Below are 25451 nucleotides of genomic sequence, written 5' to 3' on the forward strand. Positions count from 1 at the left end.
GATCCGGGAGCGCGTCAGGCCGTGTCGACGACGGCCAGCGGCGCGTCGTACGCCGCACTCCGGCCCAGCAGCGCGGTGGTGACGGCGTCGATCACGCGCGGGTCGAGCGCCATCCCGACATGCGAGGCGCGCACCTCGACCGCGGTGCCGTCGGGGTCGATGCACGCCCGCCAGTCGACGATGCCGTCGCGCTTGGAGTAGAGGTTCGTCATCGCCACGTCGGCGCGCAGCCGCTCCTGGGACTCGGTGAAGCTCAGGTGCGCGCACTCCCCGGCGACGCAGTCCGCGCTCATCAGCCCGGGGACGCCGGCGTCGGAGAGCCGGTTGAGGACCCGGACGCCGCGGGTCAGCAGTGCGTGGTGCGCCGCGGGCGCCCGCATCGGGCTGCCCATGGTGACGATGCCGGCGACGAGGTCGGGACGGCGCACGGCGAGGCCCCGGGCGATCATGCCCCCGAGGCTGTGCCCCACGATCTGCACCCGTGCGTCGCGGCGCTCGGCGATCTGCTCCAGCCGAGCCTCGAGGGCGAGCGCGGAGCCGAGCGTGCAGCCGATGTTGGCGTGGATGCGGGAGCGGTAGGTGCGGAAGCCGCGTGCGCGCAGCTCCCCGGCCATCGCGGTCAGCGTCCAGTCGCCGGCGAGGAAGCCGGGGATGAGCAGCACCGGCTCGGCGCGCCGTGCGGCGGCGCGCGCGGCCACCGGCGTACGACGGCGCGCCCGTCGGCTCGCGCTCCGGCGGACCGCGAACCGGCCCGCCTCGGTCACCACCGTGCCCTCGCGCAGGAGCGCGGCCAGCGCCGGGCGGCCGTAGCCGTCGGGCAGCAGCCAGGGCGCCAACGTGTTGCTCACGTCACAGACGGTACCCAGTTGAAAGGCGGACTACCCGCAATTGGGCAAACTGTCGCCTATGTCCCGACCCTCGCAGGACGCAGCACCCTCCGCGGTGACCATCGCCGACGAGCTGCTCGCCCCGTTGTCGCCCGAGGTCGAGCTGTGCTACCAGGCCTTCGGCGATCCCGACGGCGAGCCGCTCCTGCTGGTGATGGGCCTCGGCGGCCCGATGACCTGGTGGCCCGAGGAGCTGTGCGTCCGGCTCGCGGAGGCCGGCTTCCACGTGGTGCGCTACGACAACCGCGACACCGGCCGCTCGTCGCGCATGCGCGGCCGGGTGACGACCGCCCGCCTGGCCCGAGCCTTCGTCGGGGCGCCCGTCGCCGCGCCGTACTCGATGGGCGACCTGGCGCAGGACGCCCTCGGGCTGATGGACCATCTCGGCTGGGCCTCCGCCCACGTCGCGGGCATCTCGATGGGCGGCATGATCGCCCAGACGATGGCCCTCGCGGCTCCCGACCGGGTGCGGACGCTGACGAGCATCATGTCGACGACGGGGCGGCGCGCCGTGGGCTGGCAGAGCCCCGCGCTCCTCCCGACCCTCGTCGCACCACGCGGTCCCGGCCGGGAGGCCTACATCCGCCGCGCGCTGCTGGTCTGGGGCATCATCGGCTCGCCCGGCTTCCCCCAGGACGAGGAGGAGCTGCGCCGCCGGGCCGGGGAGACCTTCGACCGCGGCATCGACGAGGCCGGCGTGCTCCGACAGATGATCGCCGTGCTCACCCAGCCCGACCGCACGCGCCGGCTCGGCGAGCTGCCGATGCCGACGCTGGTCATGCACGGCCTCGCGGACAAGATGGTGCACGTGTCCGGCGGGCGGGCGACGGCGGCCGCGATCCGCGGTGCGGAGCTCATCGTCATCCCCGGCTGGGGGCACGACCTGCCCGCGCCGCTGTTCCCCACCTTCACCCGCGCGATCCGGCGTACGGCGGACCGGGCGCGCCGGGAGGCCTGATCAGGCAGGCACCTGCGCGCCGGGGATGCGCCCGGCGCGCTCGTGGTCGACGGTGAGGTTCTCGCCCGAGGCCGGGTCGAAGAGATGGATCCGCCGGCCGTCGACCCAGATCTCGGCCTCCTGGCCCTCGGCGATCCGGCTGGCGCCGTCGAGCGAGACGATCAGCTGGGTGCGCATCCCCTCGCCGTCGAGGTCCTTCTCGAGCTGCTGCAGCTGCTGGCGGACCTCCTCGGGGGCCTCGAACGGGATGTAGGCGTAGGTCTCGTTGCCCAGCCACTCCACGGCGTCGACCTTGGCGGCGAACGTCGACCCGGCGCGCCTGTCCTCGGCCGCCAGCGACGCGTCCTCGAAGTGCTCGGGCCGGATGCCGGCGATGAGCAGCCCGCGTCCGGCGGCACGCTCCGCGCGGTCGGCCGGGATCTCGACACTGCCGAACGGCAGCTGCACCCGGTTGCCCTCGACCGTCGCCGGGAGGAAGTTCATGGGCGGGGAGCCGATGAAGCCCGCCACGAAGAGGTTTCCCGGGTTCTCGTAGAGCTCGCGCGGGGTGGCGAGCTGCTGCAGGATGCCGCGCTTGAGGACGGCGACGCGGTCGCCCAGGGTCATCGCCTCGGTCTGGTCGTGGGTGACGTAGACCGTGGTGATCCCCAGCCGCTTCTGCAGCCGGGAGATCTCCGTGCGCATCTGACCGCGCAGCTTGGCGTCGAGGTTGGACAGCGGCTCGTCGAAGAGGAAGGCGTCGGCCTGCCGGACGATCGCCCGTCCCATCGCGACCCGCTGGCGCTGACCACCGGACAGGTTGCCCGGCTTGCGCTCGAGGTGCTCGTCCAGCTCCAGGGTCGCGGACGCCTCACGGACGAGGCGGTCCACCTCGGCGTCGGGCATCTTCGCCAGCCGCAGCGGGAAGGCGATGTTCTCGTAGACGGTCAGGTGCGGGTAGAGCGCGTAGTTCTGGAACACCATCGCCAGGTTCCGCTCGCGCGGGGCGAGGTCGTTGACCCGCTTGTCGCCGATGAGCATGTCGCCGGAGGTGATGTCCTCCAGACCGACGATCATCCGCAGCAGCGTGGACTTCCCGCAGCCCGAGGGCCCGACGAGGATCATGAACTCCCCGTCGGCGACGTCGATCGAGACGTCGTTGACGGCCGGGAAGCCGTCGCCGTACTTCTTGACGATGTTCTTCATCGTGATGGCGGCCATGACGCGTTACCCCTTAACCCTTCACGGCGCCGGAGGTGAGGCCGGCGACGATCTTGCGCTGGAAGATCAGGACGATGACGATGATCGGGATGGTCGCGATGACCGCTCCCGCGGCCAGCAGCGAGGCCGGCCGGTTGAACGGGTCGGAGCCGACGAAGAACGACAGCGACGCCGGGATCGGCCGGGCGTTCTCGGTCGAGGTCAGCGAGATGCCGAACACGAAGTCGTTCCACGCGAAGAAGAAGGTCAGGATCGCGGCGGTGAAGACGCCGGGGGCCGCGAGCGGGACGATCACCTTGCGGAACGCCTGCCACGAGGTGGCCCCGTCGACCTGGGCCGCCTGCTCCATCTCCCACGGGATCTCGCGGAAGAACGCCGACAGGGTCCAGATCGCCAGCGGGAGGGTGAACGACATGTACGGGATGATCAGGCCCGGCCAGGTGTCGTAGAGCCCGACCGCGCGCCACATGTCGAACAGCGGGCCGACCAGCGAGACGACCGGGAACATCGCGATCGCCAGGGCGATGGTGAGCACCGCCTTCTTGCCGCGGAACTCCAGCCGGGCGATCGCGTACGCCGCCAGCGTGGCCACGATGACCGACAGCAGGGTCGCGATCAGGCTGATCCCGATGGAGTTGAGGATCGCGCGGCGGAACTGGTCGTTGTCCCAGACCGCCTGGTAGTTGGCCCAGCCGGCGCCGCCCCCGTCGGAGGGGAAGAAGCCGGGGCTGCCGTTGGTGATCGCGGTCTCGGACTTGAAGGACAGCGAGATGATCCAGGCGACCGGCAGCAGGCACCAGACCATGATGAGCAGACAGCCGACGACGATGCCGATGCGGTTCTTCATCTCATGCCTCCTGCCGAGCCTGCGCCAGGTCGACGCGGAAGAGCTTGACGATCGCGAACGCCACCACCAGCACCGAGAGGAAGAGCAGCACGGACAGGGCCGAGCCCATGCCGAGTTGGAACTGCTCGATGGTCTGGCGGTAGGTCAGGAAGCTGATCGACTCGGTCTTCTCGGCGCCCGCGGTCATCACGAAGATGTTGTCGAAGATGCGGTAGGCGTCCAGCGCCCGGAACAGGACGGCGACCATGATCGCGGCCCGCATGTTCGGGAGGATCACCTTGAAGAGCCGCTGCCACCAGGTGGCTCCGTCGACCTTGGCCGCCTCGATCATGTCCTCGCTGACCTGGGCCAGGCCGGCCAGCAGGAGCAGCGACATGAACGGCGTGGTCTTCCAGATCTCGGAGACCATGATCGCGATCACCGCGGACGTCGTGTCGCCGAACCAGTTGAAGTCGTCGCCGACGAACGGCAGCCAGCCGTTGACGAAGCCGTTCTGGAAGGAGAAGGCGAACTGCCAGGCGAAGCCCGAGACCACGGTGATGATGCCGTAGGGGATGAGGATCGACGTCCGAATGACGCCGCGGGCGAAGATCACCCGGTGCATCACCATCGCGAAGGCGAAGCCGATGACCAGCTCGATCGCCACGGTCACGACCATGTAGAGGACCGTGATGCCGGTCGTCTGCCAGAACAGCGGGTCGGTCAGCGCAGTGACGTAGTTGCTCAGCCCGACGAAGTCGCGCTCGTCGGGCGCGGTCAGCGCGTAGTCGAAGGTCGACAGGTAGATGGCCCGCAGCATCGGGAAGGCGGTCACCAGGAGCATCAGCACGATCGCCGGCGCGACCAGCTTCTGGCCGAGCCGGGTCTCCGCGCGAGCCCGGTCGCTGGCCGCTGCCTTCGCGGGCTTGCCCTGCACGGGGGCGGTCACGGTGCTCACAGCAGCGACTTCCCTTCCAGCACGTCCTCGAGATAGGTCGCGGACTCCTTCGGCGTCCTCGCCGGGTCGACCGACTTCGGCGAGTGCCACTGTGCCTGGATCGCGCCCGAGATCATCGCGTAGAACGCGCTCTTCGGCCGGGGTCCGCCCTCGTCGACGCTGGTGCGGAAGAGCTCGATCAGGTCCGCGGGGTAGTCGCCGCTGGCGACGACCTTGTCGTACGCCGCATTGGTCGACGGCATCAGCCCGTTGTCGAGCGCGAGGTCGACCTGGGCCTGTTCGGAGGTGATGCAGCGCGCCGCCTCCATCGCGAAGTCCGGGTGCTTGCTGTAGGCGCCCACGCCGATGTCGATGCCGCCGACCGGCGGCTTCGACGGCTCGCCCTCGACCGTCGCGGGGTAGCGAGCCCAGCCGAGGTCGGCGAACTGCTCCTCGGTCACGTCGCTCCCGACGAGGCCCTCGTAGTTCTTGTAGACGAAGGTCCAGTTGACCATGAACTCGCCGGCCCCGTCGGCGGGGAACATCTGCCCCAGGCTGGTGCCCTCGTTGGACACGCTGAGGTCGGGCTGGGCGGCCGGTGAGTCGGCCAGTGCCTGCACGACCTCCGCGGCCTTGCGGCCCGCATCGGAGTCGATGTCGACCTTCGCATCGCGCCCTGCCTCGGTGTCGGAGACGATGGCGCCACCCGCGCCCTGGACGAGGGCGTTGAGCCACACGACGTAGCCCTCGTACTTGTTCGCCTGGACGCCGACCGTGCCGCCGTTGTCGGCGGCCGCCTTGATGACCTGCTCCCAGGTCACCGGCCCGGTCATGTCGAGACCCGCTGCCTGGGCGAGGGACTTGCGGTACCAGAGCACCTGGGTGTTGGCCCACAGCGGGATCGCGTACACCTTGTCGTCCCAGGTGACCGTCTCCGCGGCGCCCGAGAGATAGTCGCCCTCCCCCTCGGCGCTGGCCATGATCGCGTCGGCAAGCTCGCCGTCGACCTCCTGCAGCCAGCCGGCGTTGGCGAACTCGGCGACGAAGACCGGGTCGAGGTTCATCAGGTCGGTGGAGGAGTCCTCCGCCGCCAGCCGGCGCGCCAGCTGGGTGCGCTGGTCCGTCGCGCCGCTGGGAAGCAGCTGCACCTCGATGTCGTAGTCGCCGGTGCTGCACTCCTCGGCGTACTTCTCGAAGGTGTCGACCCCGTCGGGGTTGACGTACCAGTTGAGCACCGGCTTGTCGGACCCGCCGCATGCCGCCAGGGTCCCGGCCGCGAGGACGGCGACCGCGGCGAGCGCGGTGCGGCGCGGACGGCCTGACCTCCGTCCTGGCTGGCGGATCGTCGATCTCATCGCCCCGATCACCCCTCCGAGAGTGTGGCGTGTGTCACCCAAGTCCTACCCCGACGTCGGACCTTTGTCCACGACTGGCACTGCCCAGGTGCCCGTGACGGGCCGGTTCAGACGTCGTAGGTTGCGGGCATGGCGCTGCATGTGGTCGCCGCTCGCACCGACCCGGCGCTCTTCCGGCTGCCCTGGTCGCGACCGCTGGCGGAGTGGGAGGACTGGTACGTCGTCCCGCTTCCCCTCGGTCTCTCCCGCCACACCGTGCGCGTCGTACAGGTCAACCGGCAGTTCCTGGCGGTCAAGGAGACCGAGGAGGCGATCGCGCTACGGGAGTACGACCTGCTGCGCGAGCTGCAGCGGCTCGACCAGCCGGCCGTCGTACCGCGGGGCGTGGTGACGGGCCGCACCGGCGCCGGCGGCGAGCCGCTGCCGGCGGCGCTGCTGACCGAGCACCTGCACTACTCGCTGTCCTATCGCACGGTCTTCCAGCACGGCCTGCGCGCCGAGCAGGTCCCGGCACTCGTGGACGCGCTGGTGGTGCTCCTGGTCCGGCTGCACCTCGCCGGCTTCTTCTGGGGCGACGTCTCGCTCTCGAACGCACTGTTCCGCCGCAGCGCCGGAGGCTTCGCGGCCTTCCTCGTCGACGCAGAGACGGGCGAGCTGCGCGAGAAGGTCTCCGACGCGATGCGGGAGCAGGACGTCACCGTGGGGGTGGAGAACATCTTCGCCGAGCTGATGGACCTGCAGGCCAGCGGCGACACCGACATCGAGGTCGACGCGTTCGCGATCGTCGACCAGCTCGCCGAGCGCTATCACGCCCTCTGGGACGAGCTGACGGCCGTCGAGGAGTTCGGCAACGACGAGTGGTACCGCGTCGAGCAGCGGATCGCGCGCCTCAACGAGCTCGGCTTCGACGTCGACGAGCTCGACGTGCAGACCGACTCCGACCGGGTCCGGATCCAGCCCAAGGTCGTCGAGGCCGGCCACCACCGGCGCGAGCTGCGCGAGCTCACCGGCCTGGTCGCGGAGGACAGCCAGGCTCGCAAGCTGCTCAACGACCTCGCCGCGTTCACCGCGCACGGTGGGTACGACGACGAGGACCGCGAGGTGGTGGCGCGGCGGTGGCTGGCCACCGTGTACACGCCGATCGTCGACCTCATTCCCCCCGCGCTGCGCCGGGCGATCTCGGCACCGGAGTACTTCCACGAGGTGATGGAGCACCGGTGGGCGCTCTCCGCCGCGGCCGGGCACGAGGTCGACATCTTCGAGTCCGCGCGGGACTACGTCGCGAACGTGCTGCCGCACCGGCCCCCGGACACGCCGTCGGGGATCGGCTGACACGGGCGTCAGGGCCGCCCGCGGCGCTCGAACTCGGCGGCCACGTCGGCGCGGGTGACGGGACCCCCTAGCGCCAGCGCCCACAGCAGCAGGCGCGCCTTCACCGGCGGCAGCCAGCCGGCGCCGACCGCACCGCGCGCGACCAGGTCGATCTCGGACCCGGGATAGCCGTAGATCGCCCGTCCCGTGGGACCGGAGCCCGTGCGGGACGCGAACACCACCGGGACCTCGCGCGCCAGGCGGCCGACCGCCTCCGCGGCCCGGGCGGACACGTGGCCGGCACCGAAGCCCGCCACGACGACGCCATCCACTCCCGCGCTCTGTCCTGCGCCGACGCGGATCGCGTCCAGCACGTAGCCGTCGTCGCCGAGGTAGGTCGCCACGAGAGGGATCCGCGGGTCGCCGACCGCCTGGGCCGAGGGCAGCCGCAGCGGCGACACCCGCGCCGGCGGGACGCCGTACACGACCTCGGCCTCGACGCAGCGGCCGATGGGCCCGAAGACCGGCGACCGGAAGGCACCGGTCGACGCCGAGTCGGTCTTGGCGACCCATCGAGCGTGGTGGATCTCGTCGTCGAAGGCGACGAGGACGCCCCGGTCGCGGGAGGCGGGTGCGGTCGCGCAGCGGACCGCCGTGAGCAGGTTCGCCGGACCGTCGGCGCCGACGGCCTGCGCCGAGCGCATCGCCCCCGTCACCACGAGCGGCTCCGGGCGGTCCCAGAAGAGATCGAGCAGGTACGCCGACTCCTCGAGCGTGTCGGTCCCCTGGGTGACGACGACGCCCTCCGCGCCGGCGTCGACCGCCGCGCGCGCCCAGGCGAGGGTGCGCAGGATGGTCGGCTCGTCGAGCGACGGGCTCGGCAGCTGGGCCAGCGTCTCGGCGCGGACGGTCGCGATCTCGGCGAGACCCGGCACAGCCGCGGCCAGCCGGTCGGCGGTGAGGGTCGGGACGATCTCGCTGCCGTCGTCCGCGCTGGAGGTGGAGGCGATGGTGCCGCCGAGGGCACCGATCGCGACGGTGGGACTGCCGGTCATGGCGTCATCCTCGCGGATGGCCGGCTGTCGGCGCTCGGTGGCAGGCTGGCGCCATGTCGCAGGATTCGATGCCCGGCCGGATGGGCGGCTCCGCCGAGCGACCGGCGCGCTTCTTCGCCGACGAGGCGGAGTTCGACGCCTGGCTCGCCGCCCATCACGCGACCGAGACCGAGCTGTGGATGGGGCTGTACAAGAAGCACGTCCCCGACCGCGGGCTCACCTGGGAGCGGGCGGTGCCCGTCGCGCTGTGCTGGGGCTGGATCGACTCGGTCGCCCAGCGCATCGACGACGACGCCACTCGCCAGCGCTGGACGCCCCGCAAGAGGACCAGCAACTGGAGCAAGGTCAACCTCGACCTCGTCGAGAGGCTGCGTGCCGAGGGCAGGATGCAGCCCGCCGGGCTGGCGATCTGGGAGCAGCGACGCCGCGAGCCGGCGCCGTACACCCACGAGGTCGACGGCCAGCTCGCCCTGCCCGACGCGTACGCCGCCCAGCTCGCCGCCTCCCCCGCCGCCACGGCGTTCTGGAAGGAGGCGACCCCGACCTACCGCAAGATCTGCGTCAACTGGGTCGTCACCGCCAAGCAGGAGGCCACCCGCGACCGGCGGATGGCCCAGCTGGTGGAGGACTCGGCGGCCGGTCGGCTCATCCCGAGCCAGCGCTACGGCGAGATCCCGAAGTGGGTCGAACGGGCCGCCGCCGCGGCGGCCGCGGCGCGCTGACCAGCTCCGCGAGGACGGAGCCCGCCCGCAGCAGCACGAGCATCCGCTGGGCGATGGTGGCCAGCCGGGCGTCGAGAGCCTCCAGCGACCCAGCCGTGTCGCCGAGCTCGCGGAGGGCGGCGATCGCGATCCGCACCTCGGGGACCCGATAGCCGGCGGCGCGCAGGGCCACCACGATCCTGGCCTCGCGGATCGCCGCCAGGGGATAGCGTCGCGCGGTGCCCGCCCGCGTCACGACCCGCTCGGCGGCGACCAGGCCCTCCTGCTCCCAGAACCGCAGGGTCGAGGCCCGGACGCCGAGAGCGTCGGAGAGCTCGGTGATCGTCATGGCGTCGGGGTCGGCCGCCGGCGCGTCGGTGTCGGCCTCGCCGCTGATCGCGAGCAGTGCGGAGCGAGCGGCGAGCGCCTGCGTCCGCTCGCCCACGAGTCCGGTGTGGAGCGAGCCGACCAGCGCCGTCGCCTCCTGCGTCGGGAGCGTCCGCACGTCGCGCATCACCCGGCGGGCGACGACGGGTCCGACAGCCGAGGCGAGGTCGCGATAGGCGACGAGGTCGCGGACGTGCTCGGCCGAGAACCGGCGGTGGCCGCTGGGCGTCCGCGCCGCCGGTGCGATCACGCCGAGCGCTTCCAGGTTGCGCACCTGCTGCGGCGAGTATCCGCTCGCGGCGGCGACGTCCGCAGTCGAACCCTCCACTAGCACTTGAACCTCACACTCGAACCATGGCAACGGACACCAGTATGGAGCAGGTCCTCACGACGATCCGGTCCCTCCCGGGCGTGCTGGAGCTCGCCCCCGCCCCGGGCAGCGAGCTCCCCGAGATCGCCTGGGGCGACCACTTCTTCTACGACGCACCCGACGGCGAGCTGCCCGGAGCCGAGCAGCCGTTCGCCACCATCGTGACCAAGGACTACCCCGACGACGCCGCCAGCCGGCTCGACCCGCCCGGCCGTTGGCGGCTGAACGTCCACGTCGGGAAGAGACGGTTCGTCGAGCTGCTCGGCGAGGAGCCGGGCGCGGCCACCCACGCGCACGTCGACTTCGCCGCCCCCGACACCGTCCTCGCCCACCCCGTCTACCGGGCCCAGGGCTGGGTCGCGATCGTCACCCCCGGTCCGGAGACCCTGGAGACGGCGCTGCGCCTGGTCCGCGAGGCGCACGAGGCTGCCCAGCGGCGGCGGGATCGGCGGACGCGCCTGTGACCCCGCGGGTGGGGGTCCTGCGGGGTGTGGGGCGGGGTGGCTACTCGTCGGGCGGGGGCGCGGTGTGGAGGGGGTGGGTGCCGCGGTGGTCGACGCGGAAGGCATGGCCGTGGGGGCTGGTCCAGACATAGGTGCCCGGGGTCGGGGTGTCGTAGCGCCAGGCCGAGTGGGTCTTGGCGCGGTGATGGCGTCGGCAGAGGGGGACCTCGTTGCACGGGCAGGTCACTCCGCCCTGGGCGTGGGGGGTCGCGTGGTCGATGTCGCAGCGGGTCGCGGGGCGGGTGCAGTGGGGGAAGCGGCAGGTGTGATCCCTGAGGGCGACGGCTCGCTTGTGGCGGTCGGGGACCTCGTAGCTCGTGACCGGGACGTGGTCGGTCAGGTCGATGACCGGCCGGACGGTGATGGTCGTGTCGTGGGTTCGGAGCCATTCCCGGATCTGCTCGCTGCTGATGGGGCCGTTGCCCTGCTCCCACCGACCGACCGGGTTCTCGCCCCGCAACGTCGCGTCGGTGATGTGGACGTTGAGCTCCACCCGACGCCCCGGCACCACGGTCCCGGTTTCGCCGGTGTCGGGGTCGGGGATGAGCAGATCCAGGGCGAGGTCGGCGCGAGCCAGTTCGGCAGCGGCCTTCGACCTACGCACATCCAACGAGGACTCGTCACCCAACCGGCCGAGGACCTCGGCACGCCGCGCGACCGCGAGGTTGAGGTCGTGCCCGTCCGCAGCGTCAAGCAGCCCGGACACGGCGACGAGGCCGTGGTCGTCGACGTTAGGGTCGATGTCGAACCGTCGAGCGTCGGCGGCCTTGGCCCGTTCGGCTTCGGCGGTGGCGGGGTCGAAGCGCAGCACGGCTTCGCTGATCAGCCGGTCGAGCTGGGCCCAGCCGACACCGGTGGCGTCGAACAGCTGACGGTCCACGAACCCGGCCGCCTCAGCATTCAAGGAATGCGTCCGTTCGGCGATCCGCTCCGCGCGCCACGGCGCGAGCCGGCCGGCGACCACCGCGTCGTACACGTGGGGCAGTCGCCAGGCGCACTCGATCACGCGGCCGACGTACGCCCGCCCACCATCCGGGCTGCGGCCGAGCACCGCGACCAACTCCATGAGCCCGAACTCGGACACCAACGGTGCACCCTCGCCGGCGATCGGGACCCCGGTGTCGAGATAGCCCTCCGTGATCGTCGCCGCACCCTCCGGACCGGCAACCACATGGGCACTGGCCCACTCCACGATCCCGACCCACTCCCGGACAACCAGGGCTTCACGGTCCTGGACACCCGCACGCAGCTCGGACAGCACAGCTGCTGTCGAACGAGGCGTGGTCCCGAGATCCATGACTGGATTCTCCCACCGACGTACGACACAACGAACGGGAGAAAACCCGCCTGTGGACAGGCGAAACCCGTCCGGCAGGTGTGGACAACCACTGCAACATGACGTGACGAAAGTGGACCGACACGAGCGCAACCACAGGGGTCAGACGGGCACAATCTCAAACCCGAACGGGGCGTCCAGCCAACCACCGCAACCACAGCGGCGCGCAACCACGTCAATCGAAAAGAGAGACCTGGCACCCAGCAAACCCGGAAGGGACACGACACCAACCCCGCGGGCCAGAACCGACCACTCACCGGGTCAGAACCGACGACTCGACGGGTCAGAACCGACGACTCAACCCCCACCTCAGGGCAGCACGGGGGCAGCGGGGGCAGCGGGGGCAGCGGGTTCGACGTACACCGACGCGCCCAGCTCGATGAACTCCGCGGACTTCTCCGCGAACCGCTCGCGCACGTCCTGGCTGATCCGCATCGAGCAGAACTTGGGTCCGCACATCGAGCAGAAGTGCGCGGTCTTGGCGTTCTCGGCGGGCAGCGTCTCGTCGTGGAAGGCCTCGGCGGTCACGGGGTCGAGCGAGAGCGCGAACTGGTCGCGCCACCGGAACTCGAAGCGCGCCCGGGACAGCGCGTCGTCCCAGTCCCGGGCGCCCGGGTGGCCCTTCGCGAGGTCGGCGGAGTGGGCGGCCAGCTTGTAGGTGATGACGCCGGTCTTCACGTCGTCCCGGTTGGGAAGCCCGAGGTGCTCCTTGGGCGTGACGTAGCAGAGCATCGCGGTGCCGTGCATCGCGATGGTGGCCGCGCCGATCGCGGAGGTGATGTGGTCGTAGCCGGGAGCGATGTCGGTCGCGAGCGGCCCCAGCGTGTAGAAGGGCGCACCGTGGCACCACTCCTGCTGGAGCCGGACGTTCTCCTCGACGAGGTGGAGCGGGACGTGGCCCGGGCCCTCGACCATGACCTGCACGTCGTAGGCCCATGCCCGCTGCGTCAGCTCGGCCAGGGTGCGCAGCTCGGAGAGCTGGGCCTCGTCGTTCGCGTCCGCGGTGGCACCGGGGCGCAGCCCGTCGCCGAGGGAGAACGAGACGTCGTACTGGCGGAAGATCTCGCAGAGCTCGTCGAAGTGGGTGTACAGGAAGTTCTCCTCGTGGTGGGCCAGGCACCAGCCGGCCATGATCGAGCCACCACGGCTGACGATGCCGGTGACCCGGTTCGCGGTCAGCGGCACGTAGCGGAGCAGGACGCCGGCGTGGATGGTCATGTAGTCGACGCCCTGCTCGCACTGCTCGACCACGGTGTCCCGGAAGATCTCCCAGGTGAGCTTGTCCGCCTCGCCGTTGACCTTCTCGAGCGCCTGGTAGATCGGCACGGTGCCGATGGGCACCGGGCTGTTGCGGATGATCCACTCGCGGGTGGTGTGGATGTCCTCGCCGGTAGAGAGGTCCATCACCGTGTCGGCTCCCCACGTGATGGCGTGGGTCAGCTTGTCGACCTCCTCGGCGATCGACGAGGTGACGGCGGAGTTGCCGATGTTGGCATTGACCTTCACCAGGAAGCGCCGGCCGATGATCATGGGCTCGGCCTCCGGATGGTTCACGTTGGCCGGGATGATCGCGCGGCCGGCGGCGACCTCGCTGCGGACCAGCTCGACGTCACAGCCCTCCCGTACGGCGACATAGCGCATCTCCTCGGTCACCCGACCGGCCCGGGCGTAGGCCATCTGGGTGACCGCGCCACCGGTGGCGCGCAGCGGTGCGCGCCGCGCCCCCCGCCACTCCCCGCGCGCCGCGCCGCGGCGCACGGCCGAGCGGCCGTTGTCGAGCAGCTGCGGCTCGCGTCCGTCGTACGCCGCCACGTCGCCGCGGCCCTGGATCCAGGCGGCCCGCAGGGGCGGGAGCCCGACCTCGGGGTCCGAGCCCGGGCCCTCGGTGCAGTACCGGTCGAAGGTCTCGCCGTTGGTGAGCGCGACGCGCGTGAACGGCACGGCGAGCTCGCCGCTCTCGTCGCTCTTGAGGATGCGGGTGTGGGCGGGGTGCACGGTCATGCGGTCTCTCCTTGGGTGGGGGTGGCGTGGACGTGGGCGACCGGGCCTCGGCCGCGGCCGAGGGTCCAGTCGCGGCCGAGGGTCAGCTGGCGGGCGACGTACGCCGCGGCGCGGGCGGCGGCGGTCGGGAGGTCGGCGCCGTGGGCGAGCTGGGCAGCGAGGGCGCTGCTGTGGGTGCAGCCGGTGCCGTGGTCGTTGGTGGTCGCGATGGGGCCTCCGCGGGTGACGATCACGCCGGGACCGTCCGGCCGTCCGAGCGCCTCGAACTCGGACTCGTTGGGCGTCGCCACGGTGGCGACGGGCAGCAGGTGCTCGCGGTAGGCCGCGACCACCTCGGCCGAGGCGAGCGTGGCGCCGGAGGTCGCGACGAGGACGGGGTCGACGACCAGGACCCGGTCGGCGCACCGTCGCGCCACCAGCCGGACGACCTCGGGCGTGGCCAGCATGCCGGTCTTGACGACCACCGGGTCGAGGTCGTCGAGGACCGCGTCGAGCTGCGCGGCCACGACGTCGTACGGCACCGGATGGATGGCGTGCACTCCGGTCGTGTCCTGGGCGGTCACGGCCGTCACGACACATGCGCCGTGCACGCCCAGGGCGGCGAAGGTGGTGAGGTCGGCGGCGATCCCGGCCGCACCGCCCGAGTCGGTGCCGGCGACGGTGACGACGACCGGCGGGTTCATCCGGCCTCCCGCAGGAGGGCGGCGACGACCGCAGCCGGGTCGTCGGCGCGCATCACCGCGCCCATCACGGCGACGCCCCAGGCGCCGGCGGCGCGCGCCCCCGCGGCGTTCTCCGGAGTGATCCCGCCGAGGGCGAAGACCGGCAGTGGGGCGGACGCGAAGGCAGCTGCTGGCAGGGGCGGTCCGTGTCCGGGCTTGCTCGGGGTCGTCGCGTACGGCGACAGGGTGGCCCACCAGGCACCGTCGGCCGCCGCCCGCAGCAGGTCGGCGCGGTCGTGGCAGGAGCGGCCCCACCGCGTCGCGGCCTCCGGCAGCGACGACCGGGCGGGCAGGTGCAGCCCGGCGCATCCGGCGACCGGGCGGTGGGCCGCGACGACCTCGAGCCCGCAGGACCGGGCGTGGTCGGCGACCTCGGCACGCTCGTCGTCGGGCAGGTCGACCTCCCGCAGCAGCACCGTTCGCAGGCCCCCGTCGGCGGCGGCGGCCAGCACGTCGCGCAGGGAGCGCCCGTCGGGGACCTGTGTGCGGTCGGTCAGCACCACGAGGCGGCGGCTCACGAGATCCTCCCCGCGACGGGGCTCGAGGCGCGTGCCTCCGCGCGCCGCGGGACCCGGCCGGCGGACCAGGCCAGGCGGCCCGCCTCGACCGCGAGCCGCAGCGCGGCGGCCATCGCCACCGGGTCGTCGGCCCGGGTGACCGCCGTGGCGGCGAGGACCGCGTCGCACCCGAGCTCCATCGCCAGCGCGGCGTCGCTCGCCGTGCCGACACCGGCGTCGAGGACGACGGGCACGTCGACCGCCGCGCGCACGGCGGCGATCGCGTGCGGGTTGAGGACGCCGAGTCCCGAGCCGATCGGCGAGCCCAGCGGCATCACGGCGGCACAGCCGGCGTCGACGAGGCGGCGGGCGAGGACCGGGTCGTCGGTGGTGTACGGCAGCACGACGAAGCCCCGCCGGACCAGCTGCTCGGCGGCATCGAGGAGCTCCACGACGTCCGGCAGCAGCGAGCGCTCGTCGCCGATCACCTCGAGCTTGACCCAGTCCGTGCCGAGCGCCTCGCGGGCCAGCTCGGCGGTGAGGACGGCCTCCCGCGCCGACAGGCAGCCGGCCGTGTTGGGCAGGAGCCGCACCCCGGCTCCCCGCAGCGCGGCCAGCAGGCCGCCGTCGGCCAGGGACGAGGTCCGCCGCATCGACACAGTGACCAGCGCGGGTCGCGCCGCCTCCAGCACGGGCGCCACCAGCGAGGTCCGCGGCAGGCCGCCGGTCCCGAGGAGGAGCCGCGACGAGAGCGTCTCCCCCGCGACGGTGAGCCCGCCGTCGGCGGCCACGGTCGAGGTGGCGCTCATCCCCCCTGCACCGCCGTCACGACCTCCACGACGTCCCCGTCGGCGAGCCTGTGAGCAGCCCACTCGCCGCGGGGCACCACCTCCGCGTTGACCGCGACCGCGACGCCGTGCGGCCGCGCGTTCCCCAGGCGGGTGCGGAGGAGGTCCGCGACCGTCGCCTCGAGGGCGACGGCCTCTCCGTTGCAGGTGATCGTCATCGCGCTCCTTCGGTACGGGCACCGGCGAACCGGCGCGGATCCACGGCTGCCGTGACGGCGCCGGTCTCGAGGTGGTCGGCGACCAGGCGCGCCGTGAGCGGCGCGAGCAGGACGCCGTGGCGGTAGTGGCCGGCGGCGAGGACCACGCCGTCGACCCCGCTCGGTCCGACGAGCGGCAGGCCGTCGGGCGTGCCCGGACGGTCGCGGGCGGTGCCCTCGACGAGCTCGGCCCGGTCCAGCGCCGGCCACAGCGCCCGGGCCGCCGACAGCAGCCGCAGCACGCCTCCCGCGGTCACGACGGGGGGCCCGTCGTGGGCCTCCGACGTCGCGCCGAGCACGACCCGGTCGTCGCCGCGGGGCACCAGGTAGACGGGCTCGCCGGCCACCCAGCCGCGGACGGTACGACGCGGCGGGTCGTCGGAGCGCAGGCGCAGGATCTCTCCGCGCACGCCGGCCACCAGGCCCGACCAGGGCGCAGGCAGCGAGGCACCCGTGGCGACCACGGTGCACTCGGCGTCCGGGCGGCGCTCGCCGCGGAGGACCACGCGGTCGAGCAGGGCGTCGCACACCGCCCGCGGGTCGACGCTCGCCTCCTCGGGCAGTAGTGCCCCACCGGCGACCCGGGCGAGCGCCGGCTCGGCCGAGCGCACGCCCGCCCGGCCCAGCAGGTCCGCGGGATGGCCGTGGCGCTGCAGCAGCGCGACCTGGCGCTCGACCTGCTGCAGGTCGCCGACGTCGTACCCGACGAGCAGGGTGCCGGTGCGCCGCAGGTCCACGCCGAGCCGTCCGGCCAGATCCGGCCAGAGGTCCATCGAGGCGAGGCCGAGCCGGAGGATCTCCTCCTCGCCGTGCCAGACCTCCGCGGCGGGGCTGAGCATCCCCGCTGCTGCGTACGACGCTCCGGTGGCGGGCCGCGGGTCCACGACCGCCACGTCGTGGCCGCGCCGGCCCAGCTCCTCGGCGACCGTCAGCCCGACGATCCCGGCGCCGAGCACGTCGATCCGCATCGTCTCAGCCGCCGAGCCGGGTCACCAGCTCCTTCGCTGCCCCCACGGGGTCGGGATCTCGCCAGATCGCACCGATCACGGCGACCGCGTCGGCGCCGGCGGCGCGGACCTCGCCGGCGGTGGCGGCCGAGAGGCCGCCGATCGCGACGAGCGGCAGCACGCCGACGGCCTCGGCGACGGCGGCGACGCCGAGGGGTGCGGGCAGGTCGGCCTTGGAGGCGGAGGCGAAGACGGGTCCGAACCCGGCGTAGTCGGCCCCCGCGGCCGCGGCGGCCTCGACCTCGGCGCGGGTGCGGCAGGTCGCGCCGATCATCAGCCCGGCCGCCAACCGGCGCGCGTCGGCGACGGGGAGGTCGTCGGCGCCCAGGTGGACGCCGTCGGCGCCGGCCGCGAGGGCGACGTCGAGGCGGTCGTCGACCAGCACCCGCGCGCCGTGCGGGCGCACCGCGGTGAGCACGGAGCGGGTGAGCGCGACGAGCGCGCGCGTCGTCACGGACTTCGCGCGCACCTGGAAGCCGTCGACACCGGCGTCGGCGAGGGCGGGCAGGAGGGTGAGGTCGTCGCGCTCCGAGACGAGGCAGAACAGCCGTGGGAAAGGGGGCACTGGGGTCATCGGTTCCGTTCCTTCGCCGGCATGATCCGGATCAGGTGTGACGGTCGGAGCGGCTCCAGCTCCCTCTCAGCCCGCTGCCGCGGACTCCCGTGGGTGGTCGTCGGCGACGTTAGCAGCCCGGTGCGAAGAGAGGAACCGCCGGACCGCCAGTGCTGCCGCCCGGCCCGCGCGGTTGCCGCCGATCGTGCTCGCCGACGGCCCGTAGCCGACCAGCTGCACCCGCGGGTCGCGGACGGCGGTCGTGGCGGTCTGCACGTCCGCGCCGCTCTGCAGCAGGGCGATGCCGCCCCGCTCGCTGCGCAGGTGGAGCGGGGCGAGGTGGGTGACGGCGGGCCGGAACCCGGTGGCCCACAAGATCACGTCGGCACGCTCGAAGGACCCGTCCGCCCAACGCACACCGTCGGGCTCGATCCGGTCGAACATCACGCGGCGCCGCTCGTAGACCCCGAGCCGGGCCGCCTCCTGCTCCTGGGGGCGCAGGGCGAGACCGGTGACGCTGACGACGCTGGCCGGCGGCAGGCCCGCCCGGACGCGCTCCTGCACCAGCCCGATCGCGTGCCGGCCGACGTTCTCGTCGAAGTCGTCGCGCCACACCGGCGGGCGCCGGGTCACCCAGACCACGTCGGTGCGCGGCGCGAGCTCGCCGAGGAACTGCACCGCCGAGGCACCGCCCCCGACGACGACGACGCGCTTGCCGTCGAAGTGCTCCGGTCCGGGGTAGTCGGCGGTGTGCAGCTGCTCGCCGCGGAAGGTGTCCGCTCCGGGGTAGGCGGGGACGAAGGGCCGGGTCCAGGTGCCGGTCGCGTTGACGAGGGTGCGGGTGGTCCAGCTGCGCTCCCCTGCGTGCACGACGAGCAGGTCCCCGTCGTCGGTGACCCGGTCCACCCGCACCGGGCGGACGACGGGCAGCCGGTGGTCGGCCTCGTACCGCCCGAACCAGGCCGGCACCGCGACGTTCGCCCGCTCGGACGAGGCTCCGGGGGCAGGTCCGTCGGGCAGGTCGGCGACGCCGTGGACGTCGCGCATGGAGAGCGAGTCCCAGCGGTGCTGCCAGGCGCCGCCGGGGCGCTCGTTGGCGTCGAGCACGACGTGGTCGATGCCGAGACGGCTCAGGTGGAAGGACGCCGAGAGGCCGGCCTGGCCGGCTCCGATCACCACCGCGTCGTACACGTGCACACCGGGGAGAACGGTGATTTCGGCCCCGCTATGCCCCTCGGCGTGACATTGTGAGTGATTCTTCGTTAAATCCTCACAGAACCGTCTCTCTCGGGTCGCTCGCCGTGCCCGGGAGTGGTTTGCTTGGGGGGACAACACAACACTCAACACACGGATGGGAATGGGGTCCCGTGAACGTGCGGAAGTTCGTCTCCTTTGTCGCCTTCGCCCTGATGGGCGCGGGCCTTGTCGCCGTTCCGGCACCTGCCGCCCAGGCTGCTGACCCGGTCTACTGGTCGTACGCCGCCAGCACCGGCGCGACCTACGTCAAGGTCCTCGACGGCGTGGTCCAGTCGGACCTCACGGCGCAGTCGGGTGTCACCGGTGGTGCCAAGTCGAGCACCTCCAAGAACAGCACCGCTGCCGTCAACGTCTTGAACCTCGCCCAGCTGGGCGCCGTCGAGACCCAGACCGACGCCGTCGTGCAGCAGGTCTTCGGCCAGCCGCAGACCACGCTGAAGTCGTGGGCGCGCGTCGCGAACGTGAACCTGCTAGGCGGCCTGATCACCGCCGACGCCCTCGAGACCACGGTGACCACCACCGGTCGCGCCGACGGCAACGGCTCCTACACCGCCAACAGCCGCCTGGCGAACATCAAGATCGCCGGCGTCAAGCTGCCGCTGAACATCCCGAAGAACTACGCCGTCACCATCCCCGGCGTCGCCAGCGTCACGCTCAACTACACGCTGCACGGCAAGTACGACCAGGAGGAGGGCGACCTGATCGGCACCATGGGCTGGGCCGTCGGCGTCACCCTGCTCCAGCCGCTCGGCGGCTACTCGGCGGGCGTCACCCTGCTCGTCAACCCGGTCAACCAGTACCTCTCCGAGGTCGCGCCGTCCTCCGGCGCCTCCTTCGGCGGCACGGCCTACGGCTCGCGGGTCCAGGCGCACGTCGGTGACGACATCACGATCGTCAGCGACCCGACCGCTCGCGTGGGCACCCCGGTCGGCGGCAGCAACGGCCGCACCCTGACCAACTCGACGCTGGGCGTCCGCGTGCCGGGCATCCTCACGACCGGCGCGATCACCTCGACCACCACGTCGAAGAAGGACGCCTTCGGCAACGGGGAGATCACCAACACCAACCGGACGGCGGGCATCAACCTGCTGGGCGGCATCGTGCGGGCGACCGCGGTGAAGGTGACGGCGGCCGGCAAGCTGCAGGACGGCCAGTACACCGGCAACATGAAGATGGAGCTGGTCAACCTCGTCATCGCGGGCAAGACGATCCCGATCGACGTCGCCCCCAACACCATCCTCAACATCGCCGGGCTCGGCCAGGTGGCGCTCAACCTGCAGCAGACCAGCACCGCGGGCGCCTTCCAGAATGCCATCACGGCAGTGCGGATCACCCTGGACACCGCCCAGGCCGGGCTCCCGGTCGGCGCGGTCATCGAGCTGGGTGTGGCCTACACCGCCATCGCCCCGCCCGCCGGCTGATCCCTCACGCACCACCGAGCCAGGGGCCGGGTCGCCACGAGCGGCCCGGCCCCTGGGCCGTTCCGGGAGCGCGCACGGGGCGGGATACCCTGTGTGCTCGTGGCTGAAGCTGAGTTCCGTTACTCCGACCTCCTCCCCACCGGCGCGGACGACACGCCCTACCGGTTGATCACGACGGAGGGCGTGAAGACCGTCGAGGGTCCGGACGGCCGGACCTTCCTCGAGGTCTCCCCCGAGGCGATCCAGCGGCTCACGGCCGAGGCGATGCACGACATCAGCCACTACCTGCGCCCCGCCCACCTCGCGCAGCTGCGCAAGATCATCGACGACCCGGAGGCCTCGGGCAACGACCGCTTCGTCGCGCTCGACCTGCTCAAGAACGTCAACATCTCCGCCGGCGGCGTTCTGCCGATGTGCCAGGACACCGGCACCGCCATCGTGATGGGCAAGAAGTCCGAGGGCGTGCTCACCGGCGCCGACGACGCCGAGTGGATCAGCCGCGGCGTCTACGACGCGTACACGAGGCTGAACCTGCGCTACAGCCAGCTCGCGCCGCTGACGACCTACGAGGAGAAGAACACCGGCTCCAACCTGCCGGCGCAGATCGAGCTCTACTCGACCGCCCAGGGTGAGAAGGGACCGGAGTACAAGTTCCTCTTCATGGCCAAGGGCGGCGGCTCGGCCAACAAGTCGTTCCTGTTCCAGGAGACCAAGGCGATCCTCAACCCGAAGCGGATGCTGGAGTTCCTGGACGAGAAGATCCGCTCCCTGGGCACGGCCGCCTGCCCGCCGTACCACCTGGCGGTCGTGATCGGCGGCACGAGCGCGGAGTACGCCCTCAAGACCGCCAAGTACGCCAGCGCGCACTACCTGGACAACCTGCCCACCGAGGGCTCGATGAGCGCCCACGGCTTCCGCGACCTCGCGCTGGAGGAGGAGGTCTTCAAGCTGACCCAGTCCTTCGGCATCGGCGCCCAGTTCGGCGGCAAGTACTTCTGCCACGACGTGCGAGTGGTGCGTCTGCCCCGCCACGGCGCCTCGTGCCCGGTCGCCATCGCGGTCTCCTGCTCGGCCGACCGCCAGGCGCTCGGCAAGATCACGCGGGAGGGCGTCTTCCTCGAGCAGCTGGAGATGGATCCCGCGCAGTACATGCCCGACGCCGGCGTGGCCGAGGACATCGCGGGCGGCGAGGTCGTCAAGGTGGACCTCAACCGGCCGATGAGCGAGATCCTCGCCCAGCTGTCGTCGTACCCGGTCAAGACGAGGCTCTCCCTCACCGGGCCCCTGGTGGTGGCGCGCGACATCGCGCACGCGAAGATCCAGGAGCGGCTCGACGCCGGCGAGGAGATGCCCGCCTATCTCAAGGACCACCCCGTCTACTACGCCGGTCCGGCCAAGACGCCCGAGGGCATGGCCTCCGGCTCGTTCGGGCCGACGACCGCTGGCCGGATGGACTCCTACGTGAAGTCCTTCCAGGCCGCGGGCGGATCGATGGTGATGCTGGCCAAGGGCAACCGCAGCAAGCAGGTCACCGAGGCGTGCCAGGAGTACGGCGGCTTCTACCTCGGCTCGATCGGCGGCCCCGCTGCGCGCCTGGCGCAGGACTGCATCAAGAGCCAGGAGGTCATCGAGTACCCGGAGCTCGGCATGGAGGCGGTCTGGAGGATCGAGGTCGAGGACTTCCCGGCGTTCATCGTGGTCGACGACAAGGGCAACGACTTCTTCACCGACCCCGGGGGCGCGGTCACCGTGCCGATCACCGGCATCCGGGTCCGCTCCGCGGAGTGACGCCTCTCGGGTCGGCCTGACTGCCGCGGCCCCGGCCGGGTACGGCCCGGTGCATGGCTGTGACCGCATTCCAGGACCTCCCCCTGGCCGACCGCGATCGCGCGTGGGACGGCGACGCCGCCGAGAGGCGCGTGCGTCGCTGGGCCGGCGCGGAGGACGAGCCGAACGAGAGGTACCGCGACGCCCACGTCTGGTACGACGCGGACCAGAAGGACAACTTCACGGCGTACAAGCTCCTCGTGGCCGACGTCGTCGACGACCGCCTGGTCGCCGTGCCCCGAGGCGTGATGGCCGCCGGCAACGTGATGCAGGGTGCCCGCGGCGGGGTCGACCTGCCGGACAAGGACGTCGACCGGGTGAAGAGCCACCTCGCAAAGTACTACCGCAAGATGGGCGACACGCCTCCGTGGGAGGACTGAGCGGGAACCACCTCGAGGCCCGGTCCGTTGGACGGGTTATGCGTTGCCCTGTTGACGAGTCCACGCTGGTGATGAGCGAGCGGAACGGCATCGAGATCGACTACTGCCCCCAGTGCCGGGGGGTGTGGCTCGACCGCGGCGAGCTCGACAAGATCATCGACCGGTCGGTCGGGATGCCCCCACCGGCGGCCGCGCAGCCGCCGCAGCCCCAGCAGCCCACGTACGACGGCTACCGGGCGCCGCAGCAGTACGACGACCGCCGCCGCTACGACGACAAGTACTACAAGAAGCGGAAGCGGGAGTCCTGGCTCAGCGAGCTCTTCGACTGACCCGTCCGCGCCCACCCTCCGGCCGCAGCCCGTGCGTCGCTCTCGGCGCCCGAGTAGCGTCGTACGCGTGACTTCCGACCGCTTCCGCACCGAGCACGACTCCATGGGCGAGGTCCTCGTCCCCGCCGACGCCCTCTGGCGCGCGCAGACCCAGCGCGCGGTGGAGAACTTCCCGATCAGCGGTACGCCGATCGAGCCGGCGCTCGTCCATGCGCTGGGGCACGTGAAGGCCGCCGCCGCGACGGCCAACGGCGCGCTCGGCGTGCTCGCCCCGGAGCTCGCCTCGGCCATCGCGACGGCCGCGCAGGCGGTCGCCGAAGGCCGGCACGACGACCAGTTCCCGATCGACGTCTTCCAGACCGGCTCGGGCACCAGCTCGAACATGAACGCCAACGAGGTGATCGCCTCGCTGTGCGCGCGTGAGGGCGTGACGGTGCACCCCAACGACCACGTCAACGCCAGCCAGTCGAGCAATGACACCTTCCCGACGGCGATCCACGTCGCCGCCGCCGTCGCGGTCGCCGCCGACCTGGTGCCCGGGCTGGAGCGCCTCGCCGCGTCGCTGGAGGCCAAGGCGGAGGAGTTCGCGGACCTGGTGAAGTCGGGCCGCACCCACCTGATGGACGCCACGCCCGTGACGCTCGGCCAGGAGTTCGGCGGCTACGCCGCGACCGTGCGCTACGGCGTCGAGCGGCTCGAGGCGGTCCTCCCCCGGGTGCGCGAGCTGCCGCTGGGCGGCACGGCTGTCGGCACCGGCATCAACACGCCGCCCGGCTTCGCCGCGGCCGCCATCGAGGCGCTCGGCGCGGCGACCGGGCAGCCGTTCACCGAGGCCCGCAACCACTTCGAGGCGCAGGGCACCCGCGACTCGCTGGTCGAGCTGAGCGGCGTACTGCGGACCATCGCGGTCGGGCTGACGAAGATCTGCAACGACCTGCGCTGGATGGGCTCCGGGCCGACCACGGGGCTGGCCGAGATCCATCTGCCCGACCTCCAGCCGGGCTCCTCGATCATGCCGGGCAAGGTGAACCCCGTCCTGCCCGAGGCGACCCTGATGGTCTGCATGCAGGTCATCGGCAACGACGCCGCCGTGACGGCCGCGGGCGCGAGCGGCAGCTTCGAGCTGAACGTCGCCATGCCGGTGCTGGCTCGCAACGTCCTCGAGTCGGTCCGCCTGCTCGCCCGGGCGAGCACCACCCTCGCCGAGCGCTGCGTCGACGGGATCACGGCCGACGCCGAGCGGATGCTGCGCTACGCCGCCTCGTCACCCTCCGTGGTCACGCCGCTCAACAAGCACATCGGCTACGAGGCGGCCGCGAAGGTCGCCAAGCAGGCGTTGGCCAGCGGCAGCACGATCCGGGAGACCGTGCTGGCGCTGGGCTACGTCGACCGCGGCGAGCTGACCCTCGAGGAGCTCGACGCCGCGCTGGACCTGGCCTCGATGACCCGGCCCTGATCCGGGCGGCTCAGGCCCGCCGGCGCCCGGTCAGCGCGGCGGCGAGGATCACGGCGACGGCCGCGACTGCGATCTGCCACACGTGACGCCACCAGTCGATGCCGTTGGTCGCGTTGTCCCAGGTGGCCTCGTGGTTGTCGAAGGGGCCGTTGTTGTTGCCGACGAGCACCCAGTACAGCAGGCTGCCGACGAGCATGCCCACGATGCCGCACAGCACGGTGAGCCAGAAGGGGAACTTGGTCCGGTCGCCCGGTGCCACGGCCTTGCCGATCACACCGATGATGGCGCCGCCCACGATCGTCACGATGATGGTCCACAGCATGGCGGGCTCCTCACGTCACACGGGACACCCGAGTCCCGTCTCTGCCCTCATCATGCACCCGGACGGCGGCCCCGCTCCGCAACCGCCCCCTCGACACCACCCCGGCGTGCCGCGAGGCGTGAGAAGTAGGGGGCTCGGTCAGTACCAGCCGTGGGACTCGGAGTGGCCCCAGGCGCCGCAGGGGCTTCCGTAGCGGTCCTTGATGTAGCCCAGGCCCCAGCGGATCTGCGTGGCGGGGTTGGTCGCCCAGTCGGAGCCGGCGGAGGACATCTTGGAGCCGGGCAGGGCCTGCGGGATGCCGTAGGCGCTCGACGTGGGGTTGTCGGCGTTGACCCGCCAGTTCGACTCGCGGGTCCACAGCGAGTCGAGGCAGCCGAACTGGCTGGAGGAGAAGCCGAACTCGCCCAGCAGGGCGCGGGCGATGTCGCGCGGGTCGGAGTCGGAGAGCTCGCGGCTGTCACTGATCGCGGCCGTGCGGGAGCCGGCGAGGTCGGCGGACTTGGCGGGCACGGCCTCCGGACGCAGGTCGTCGCGAGAAAGCACCGGCTCGCGCCGCTCGGTCGACTCGGTGGGCAGCGTGCTGGCTCCGACGTTGGCGAGGGCATCGAAATCCGCGGCCGCCGCCGGCGGGGACTGCTGGCCCGCCACGCCCGCGGCCACGGAGACGCCCGTGACGGCCACGGCGACGGAGGACAGCACGAGGACGTTGCGCGCGGCCGTGCGCGGCGCCTGTGCGATGTGGGCGTGCTTCGGCGCACCGCGGTGCTTGGGCGCCTGCTTCGCTTTGTTCGACAAGTGCTCGGATTCG

27 protein-coding genes and 1 riboswitch are annotated in these 25451 nt (G+C 72.2%); of the genes, 9 read left to right on the plus strand and 18 right to left on the minus strand.

What is annotated here, in order from left to right:
• Window positions 1-14: 14 nt before the first annotated feature.
• Window positions 15-848: an esterase/lipase family protein gene (locus ACJ5H2_RS17480; protein ID WP_408896711.1), complete on the minus strand. Its 834-nt coding sequence runs from the start codon at window positions 846-848 to the stop codon at window positions 15-17.
• Between the two features lie 58 nt (window positions 849-906).
• Here ACJ5H2_RS17480 and ACJ5H2_RS17485 point away from each other — a divergent pair, with 58 nt between their 5' ends.
• On the plus strand, window positions 907-1845 hold the full coding sequence (locus ACJ5H2_RS17485; protein WP_408896712.1) for an alpha/beta fold hydrolase: 939 nt from the start codon (window positions 907-909) through the stop codon (window positions 1843-1845).
• On the opposite strand, the gene ACJ5H2_RS17490 is transcribed toward ACJ5H2_RS17485, so the two are convergent.
• From ACJ5H2_RS17490 to ACJ5H2_RS17505, 4 genes are read right to left on the minus strand one after another with little or no spacing between them, the layout of a single operon-like run.
• On the minus strand, window positions 1846-3045 hold the full coding sequence (locus ACJ5H2_RS17490; RefSeq protein ID WP_408896713.1) for an ABC transporter ATP-binding protein: 1200 nt from the start codon (window positions 3043-3045) through the stop codon (window positions 1846-1848). It abuts the gene before it with no gap.
• Between the two features lie 13 nt (window positions 3046-3058).
• Window positions 3059-3892 (minus strand): carbohydrate ABC transporter permease, encoded by an 834-nt coding sequence (locus ACJ5H2_RS17495; RefSeq protein ID WP_408896714.1) that lies wholly within the window; start codon window positions 3890-3892, stop codon window positions 3059-3061.
• Between the two features lies 1 nt (window position 3893).
• Window positions 3894-4829: a carbohydrate ABC transporter permease gene (locus ACJ5H2_RS17500; RefSeq protein ID WP_408896715.1), complete on the minus strand. Its 936-nt coding sequence runs from the start codon at window positions 4827-4829 to the stop codon at window positions 3894-3896.
• Complete coding sequence (locus ACJ5H2_RS17505; RefSeq protein ID WP_408896716.1) at window positions 4826-6163, minus strand: extracellular solute-binding protein; 1338 nt, start codon at window positions 6161-6163, stop codon at window positions 4826-4828. The genes ACJ5H2_RS17500 and ACJ5H2_RS17505 overlap by 4 nt, the downstream gene beginning before the upstream one ends.
• A gap of 129 nt (window positions 6164-6292) precedes the next feature.
• On the opposite strand from ACJ5H2_RS17505, the gene ACJ5H2_RS17510 reads away from it, so the two are divergent.
• Entirely contained in the window at window positions 6293-7495 is a 1203-nt protein-coding gene (locus ACJ5H2_RS17510; protein WP_408896717.1) for a DUF4032 domain-containing protein, read from the plus strand.
• A gap of 8 nt (window positions 7496-7503) precedes the next feature.
• Here the strand turns inward: ACJ5H2_RS17510 and ACJ5H2_RS17515 are convergent, their stop codons facing one another.
• Complete coding sequence (locus ACJ5H2_RS17515) at window positions 7504-8529, minus strand: asparaginase (protein ID WP_408896718.1); 1026 nt, start codon at window positions 8527-8529, stop codon at window positions 7504-7506.
• A gap of 53 nt (window positions 8530-8582) precedes the next feature.
• Between ACJ5H2_RS17515 and ACJ5H2_RS17520 the strand changes: the two genes are divergently transcribed.
• Window positions 8583-9251, plus strand: a complete 669-nt coding sequence (locus ACJ5H2_RS17520; RefSeq protein ID WP_408896719.1) for a YdeI/OmpD-associated family protein — start codon at window positions 8583-8585, stop codon at window positions 9249-9251.
• Here ACJ5H2_RS17520 and ACJ5H2_RS17525 read toward each other — a convergent pair.
• Window positions 9175-9945 (minus strand): MerR family transcriptional regulator, encoded by a 771-nt coding sequence (locus tag ACJ5H2_RS17525; RefSeq protein ID WP_408896720.1) that lies wholly within the window; start codon window positions 9943-9945, stop codon window positions 9175-9177. The genes ACJ5H2_RS17520 and ACJ5H2_RS17525 overlap by 77 nt on opposite strands.
• 26 nt (window positions 9946-9971) lie before the next feature.
• Between ACJ5H2_RS17525 and ACJ5H2_RS17530 the strand changes: the two genes are divergently transcribed.
• Window positions 9972-10451, plus strand: coding sequence for a DUF6194 family protein (locus ACJ5H2_RS17530; RefSeq protein WP_408896721.1), 480 nt, complete (start codon window positions 9972-9974; stop codon window positions 10449-10451).
• A gap of 40 nt (window positions 10452-10491) precedes the next feature.
• Here ACJ5H2_RS17530 and ACJ5H2_RS17535 read toward each other — a convergent pair whose 3' ends face one another.
• The 9 genes from ACJ5H2_RS17535 to ACJ5H2_RS17575 all read right to left on the minus strand — a co-directional run bounded on the left by ACJ5H2_RS17535 (window position 10492) and on the right by ACJ5H2_RS17575 (window position 18848).
• Window positions 10492-11787, minus strand: coding sequence for an HNH endonuclease (locus ACJ5H2_RS17535; protein WP_408896722.1), 1296 nt, complete (start codon window positions 11785-11787; stop codon window positions 10492-10494).
• 348 nt (window positions 11788-12135) lie between these two features.
• Window positions 12136-13827 (minus strand): phosphomethylpyrimidine synthase ThiC, encoded by a 1692-nt coding sequence (thiC, locus tag ACJ5H2_RS17540; RefSeq protein WP_408896723.1) that lies wholly within the window; start codon window positions 13825-13827, stop codon window positions 12136-12138.
• Complete coding sequence (locus tag ACJ5H2_RS17545; RefSeq protein WP_408896724.1) at window positions 13824-14510, minus strand: bifunctional hydroxymethylpyrimidine kinase/phosphomethylpyrimidine kinase; 687 nt, start codon at window positions 14508-14510, stop codon at window positions 13824-13826. The genes thiC and ACJ5H2_RS17545 overlap by 4 nt, the downstream gene beginning before the upstream one ends.
• Window positions 14507-15067, minus strand: a complete 561-nt coding sequence (locus ACJ5H2_RS17550) for a thiamine phosphate synthase (protein WP_408896725.1) — start codon at window positions 15065-15067, stop codon at window positions 14507-14509. The genes ACJ5H2_RS17545 and ACJ5H2_RS17550 overlap by 4 nt, the downstream gene beginning before the upstream one ends.
• Window positions 15064-15855 (minus strand): thiazole synthase, encoded by a 792-nt coding sequence (locus ACJ5H2_RS17555; RefSeq protein WP_408896726.1) that lies wholly within the window; start codon window positions 15853-15855, stop codon window positions 15064-15066. The genes ACJ5H2_RS17550 and ACJ5H2_RS17555 overlap by 4 nt, the downstream gene beginning before the upstream one ends.
• A complete protein-coding gene (thiS, locus tag ACJ5H2_RS17560; protein WP_408896727.1) occupies window positions 15852-16052 on the minus strand; it encodes a sulfur carrier protein ThiS in 201 nt (66 codons plus the stop codon). Before thiS ends, ACJ5H2_RS17555 begins: the two co-directional genes overlap by 4 nt.
• Entirely contained in the window at window positions 16049-17059 is a 1011-nt protein-coding gene (locus tag ACJ5H2_RS17565; RefSeq protein ID WP_408896728.1) for an FAD-dependent oxidoreductase, read from the minus strand. The genes thiS and ACJ5H2_RS17565 overlap by 4 nt, the downstream gene beginning before the upstream one ends.
• 4 nt (window positions 17060-17063) lie before the next feature.
• Complete coding sequence (thiE, locus tag ACJ5H2_RS17570; protein WP_408896729.1) at window positions 17064-17672, minus strand: thiamine phosphate synthase; 609 nt, start codon at window positions 17670-17672, stop codon at window positions 17064-17066.
• Window positions 17663-17773: riboswitch (TPP riboswitch) on the minus strand. (Overlaps the previous gene by 10 nt.)
• Complete coding sequence (locus ACJ5H2_RS17575) at window positions 17739-18848, minus strand: NAD(P)-binding domain-containing protein (RefSeq protein ID WP_408896730.1); 1110 nt, start codon at window positions 18846-18848, stop codon at window positions 17739-17741. It overlaps the preceding riboswitch by 35 nt.
• Before the next feature lie 170 nt (window positions 18849-19018).
• Here ACJ5H2_RS17575 and ACJ5H2_RS17580 point away from each other — a divergent pair, with 170 nt between their 5' ends.
• The 5 genes from ACJ5H2_RS17580 to ACJ5H2_RS17600 all read left to right on the plus strand — a co-directional run bounded on the left by ACJ5H2_RS17580 (window position 19019) and on the right by ACJ5H2_RS17600 (window position 24321).
• Window positions 19019-20329: a choice-of-anchor P family protein gene (locus ACJ5H2_RS17580; protein WP_408896731.1), complete on the plus strand. Its 1311-nt coding sequence runs from the start codon at window positions 19019-19021 to the stop codon at window positions 20327-20329.
• Between the two features lie 99 nt (window positions 20330-20428).
• Window positions 20429-22117: a fumarate hydratase gene (locus ACJ5H2_RS17585; RefSeq protein ID WP_408896732.1), complete on the plus strand. Its 1689-nt coding sequence runs from the start codon at window positions 20429-20431 to the stop codon at window positions 22115-22117.
• A 53-nt stretch (window positions 22118-22170) separates the two neighbouring features.
• Entirely contained in the window at window positions 22171-22536 is a 366-nt protein-coding gene (locus tag ACJ5H2_RS17590; RefSeq protein ID WP_408896733.1) for a hypothetical protein, read from the plus strand.
• A 71-nt stretch (window positions 22537-22607) separates the two neighbouring features.
• Window positions 22608-22865, plus strand: a complete 258-nt coding sequence (locus tag ACJ5H2_RS17595; RefSeq protein ID WP_408896734.1) for a zf-TFIIB domain-containing protein — start codon at window positions 22608-22610, stop codon at window positions 22863-22865.
• A 67-nt stretch (window positions 22866-22932) separates the two neighbouring features.
• Window positions 22933-24321 carry a class II fumarate hydratase gene (locus ACJ5H2_RS17600; protein ID WP_408896735.1) on the plus strand — a complete coding sequence of 463 codons (1389 nt, stop codon included), beginning with the start codon at window positions 22933-22935 and terminating at the stop codon, window positions 24319-24321.
• A gap of 10 nt (window positions 24322-24331) precedes the next feature.
• Here ACJ5H2_RS17600 and ACJ5H2_RS17605 read toward each other — a convergent pair whose 3' ends face one another.
• Both ACJ5H2_RS17605 and ACJ5H2_RS17610 read right to left on the minus strand, forming a co-directional pair.
• Window positions 24332-24643: a GlsB/YeaQ/YmgE family stress response membrane protein gene (locus ACJ5H2_RS17605; RefSeq protein WP_408896736.1), complete on the minus strand. Its 312-nt coding sequence runs from the start codon at window positions 24641-24643 to the stop codon at window positions 24332-24334.
• Between the two features lie 138 nt (window positions 24644-24781).
• Window positions 24782-25438, minus strand: coding sequence for a lytic transglycosylase domain-containing protein (locus tag ACJ5H2_RS17610; RefSeq protein ID WP_408896737.1), 657 nt, complete (start codon window positions 25436-25438; stop codon window positions 24782-24784).
• Between the last annotated feature and the right edge of the window lie 13 nt (window positions 25439-25451).

This window comes from Nocardioides pymetrozini (assembly GCF_046058985.1).
In the GTDB taxonomy this organism is placed as follows: Bacteria; Actinomycetota; Actinomycetes; order Propionibacteriales; family Nocardioidaceae; genus Nocardioides.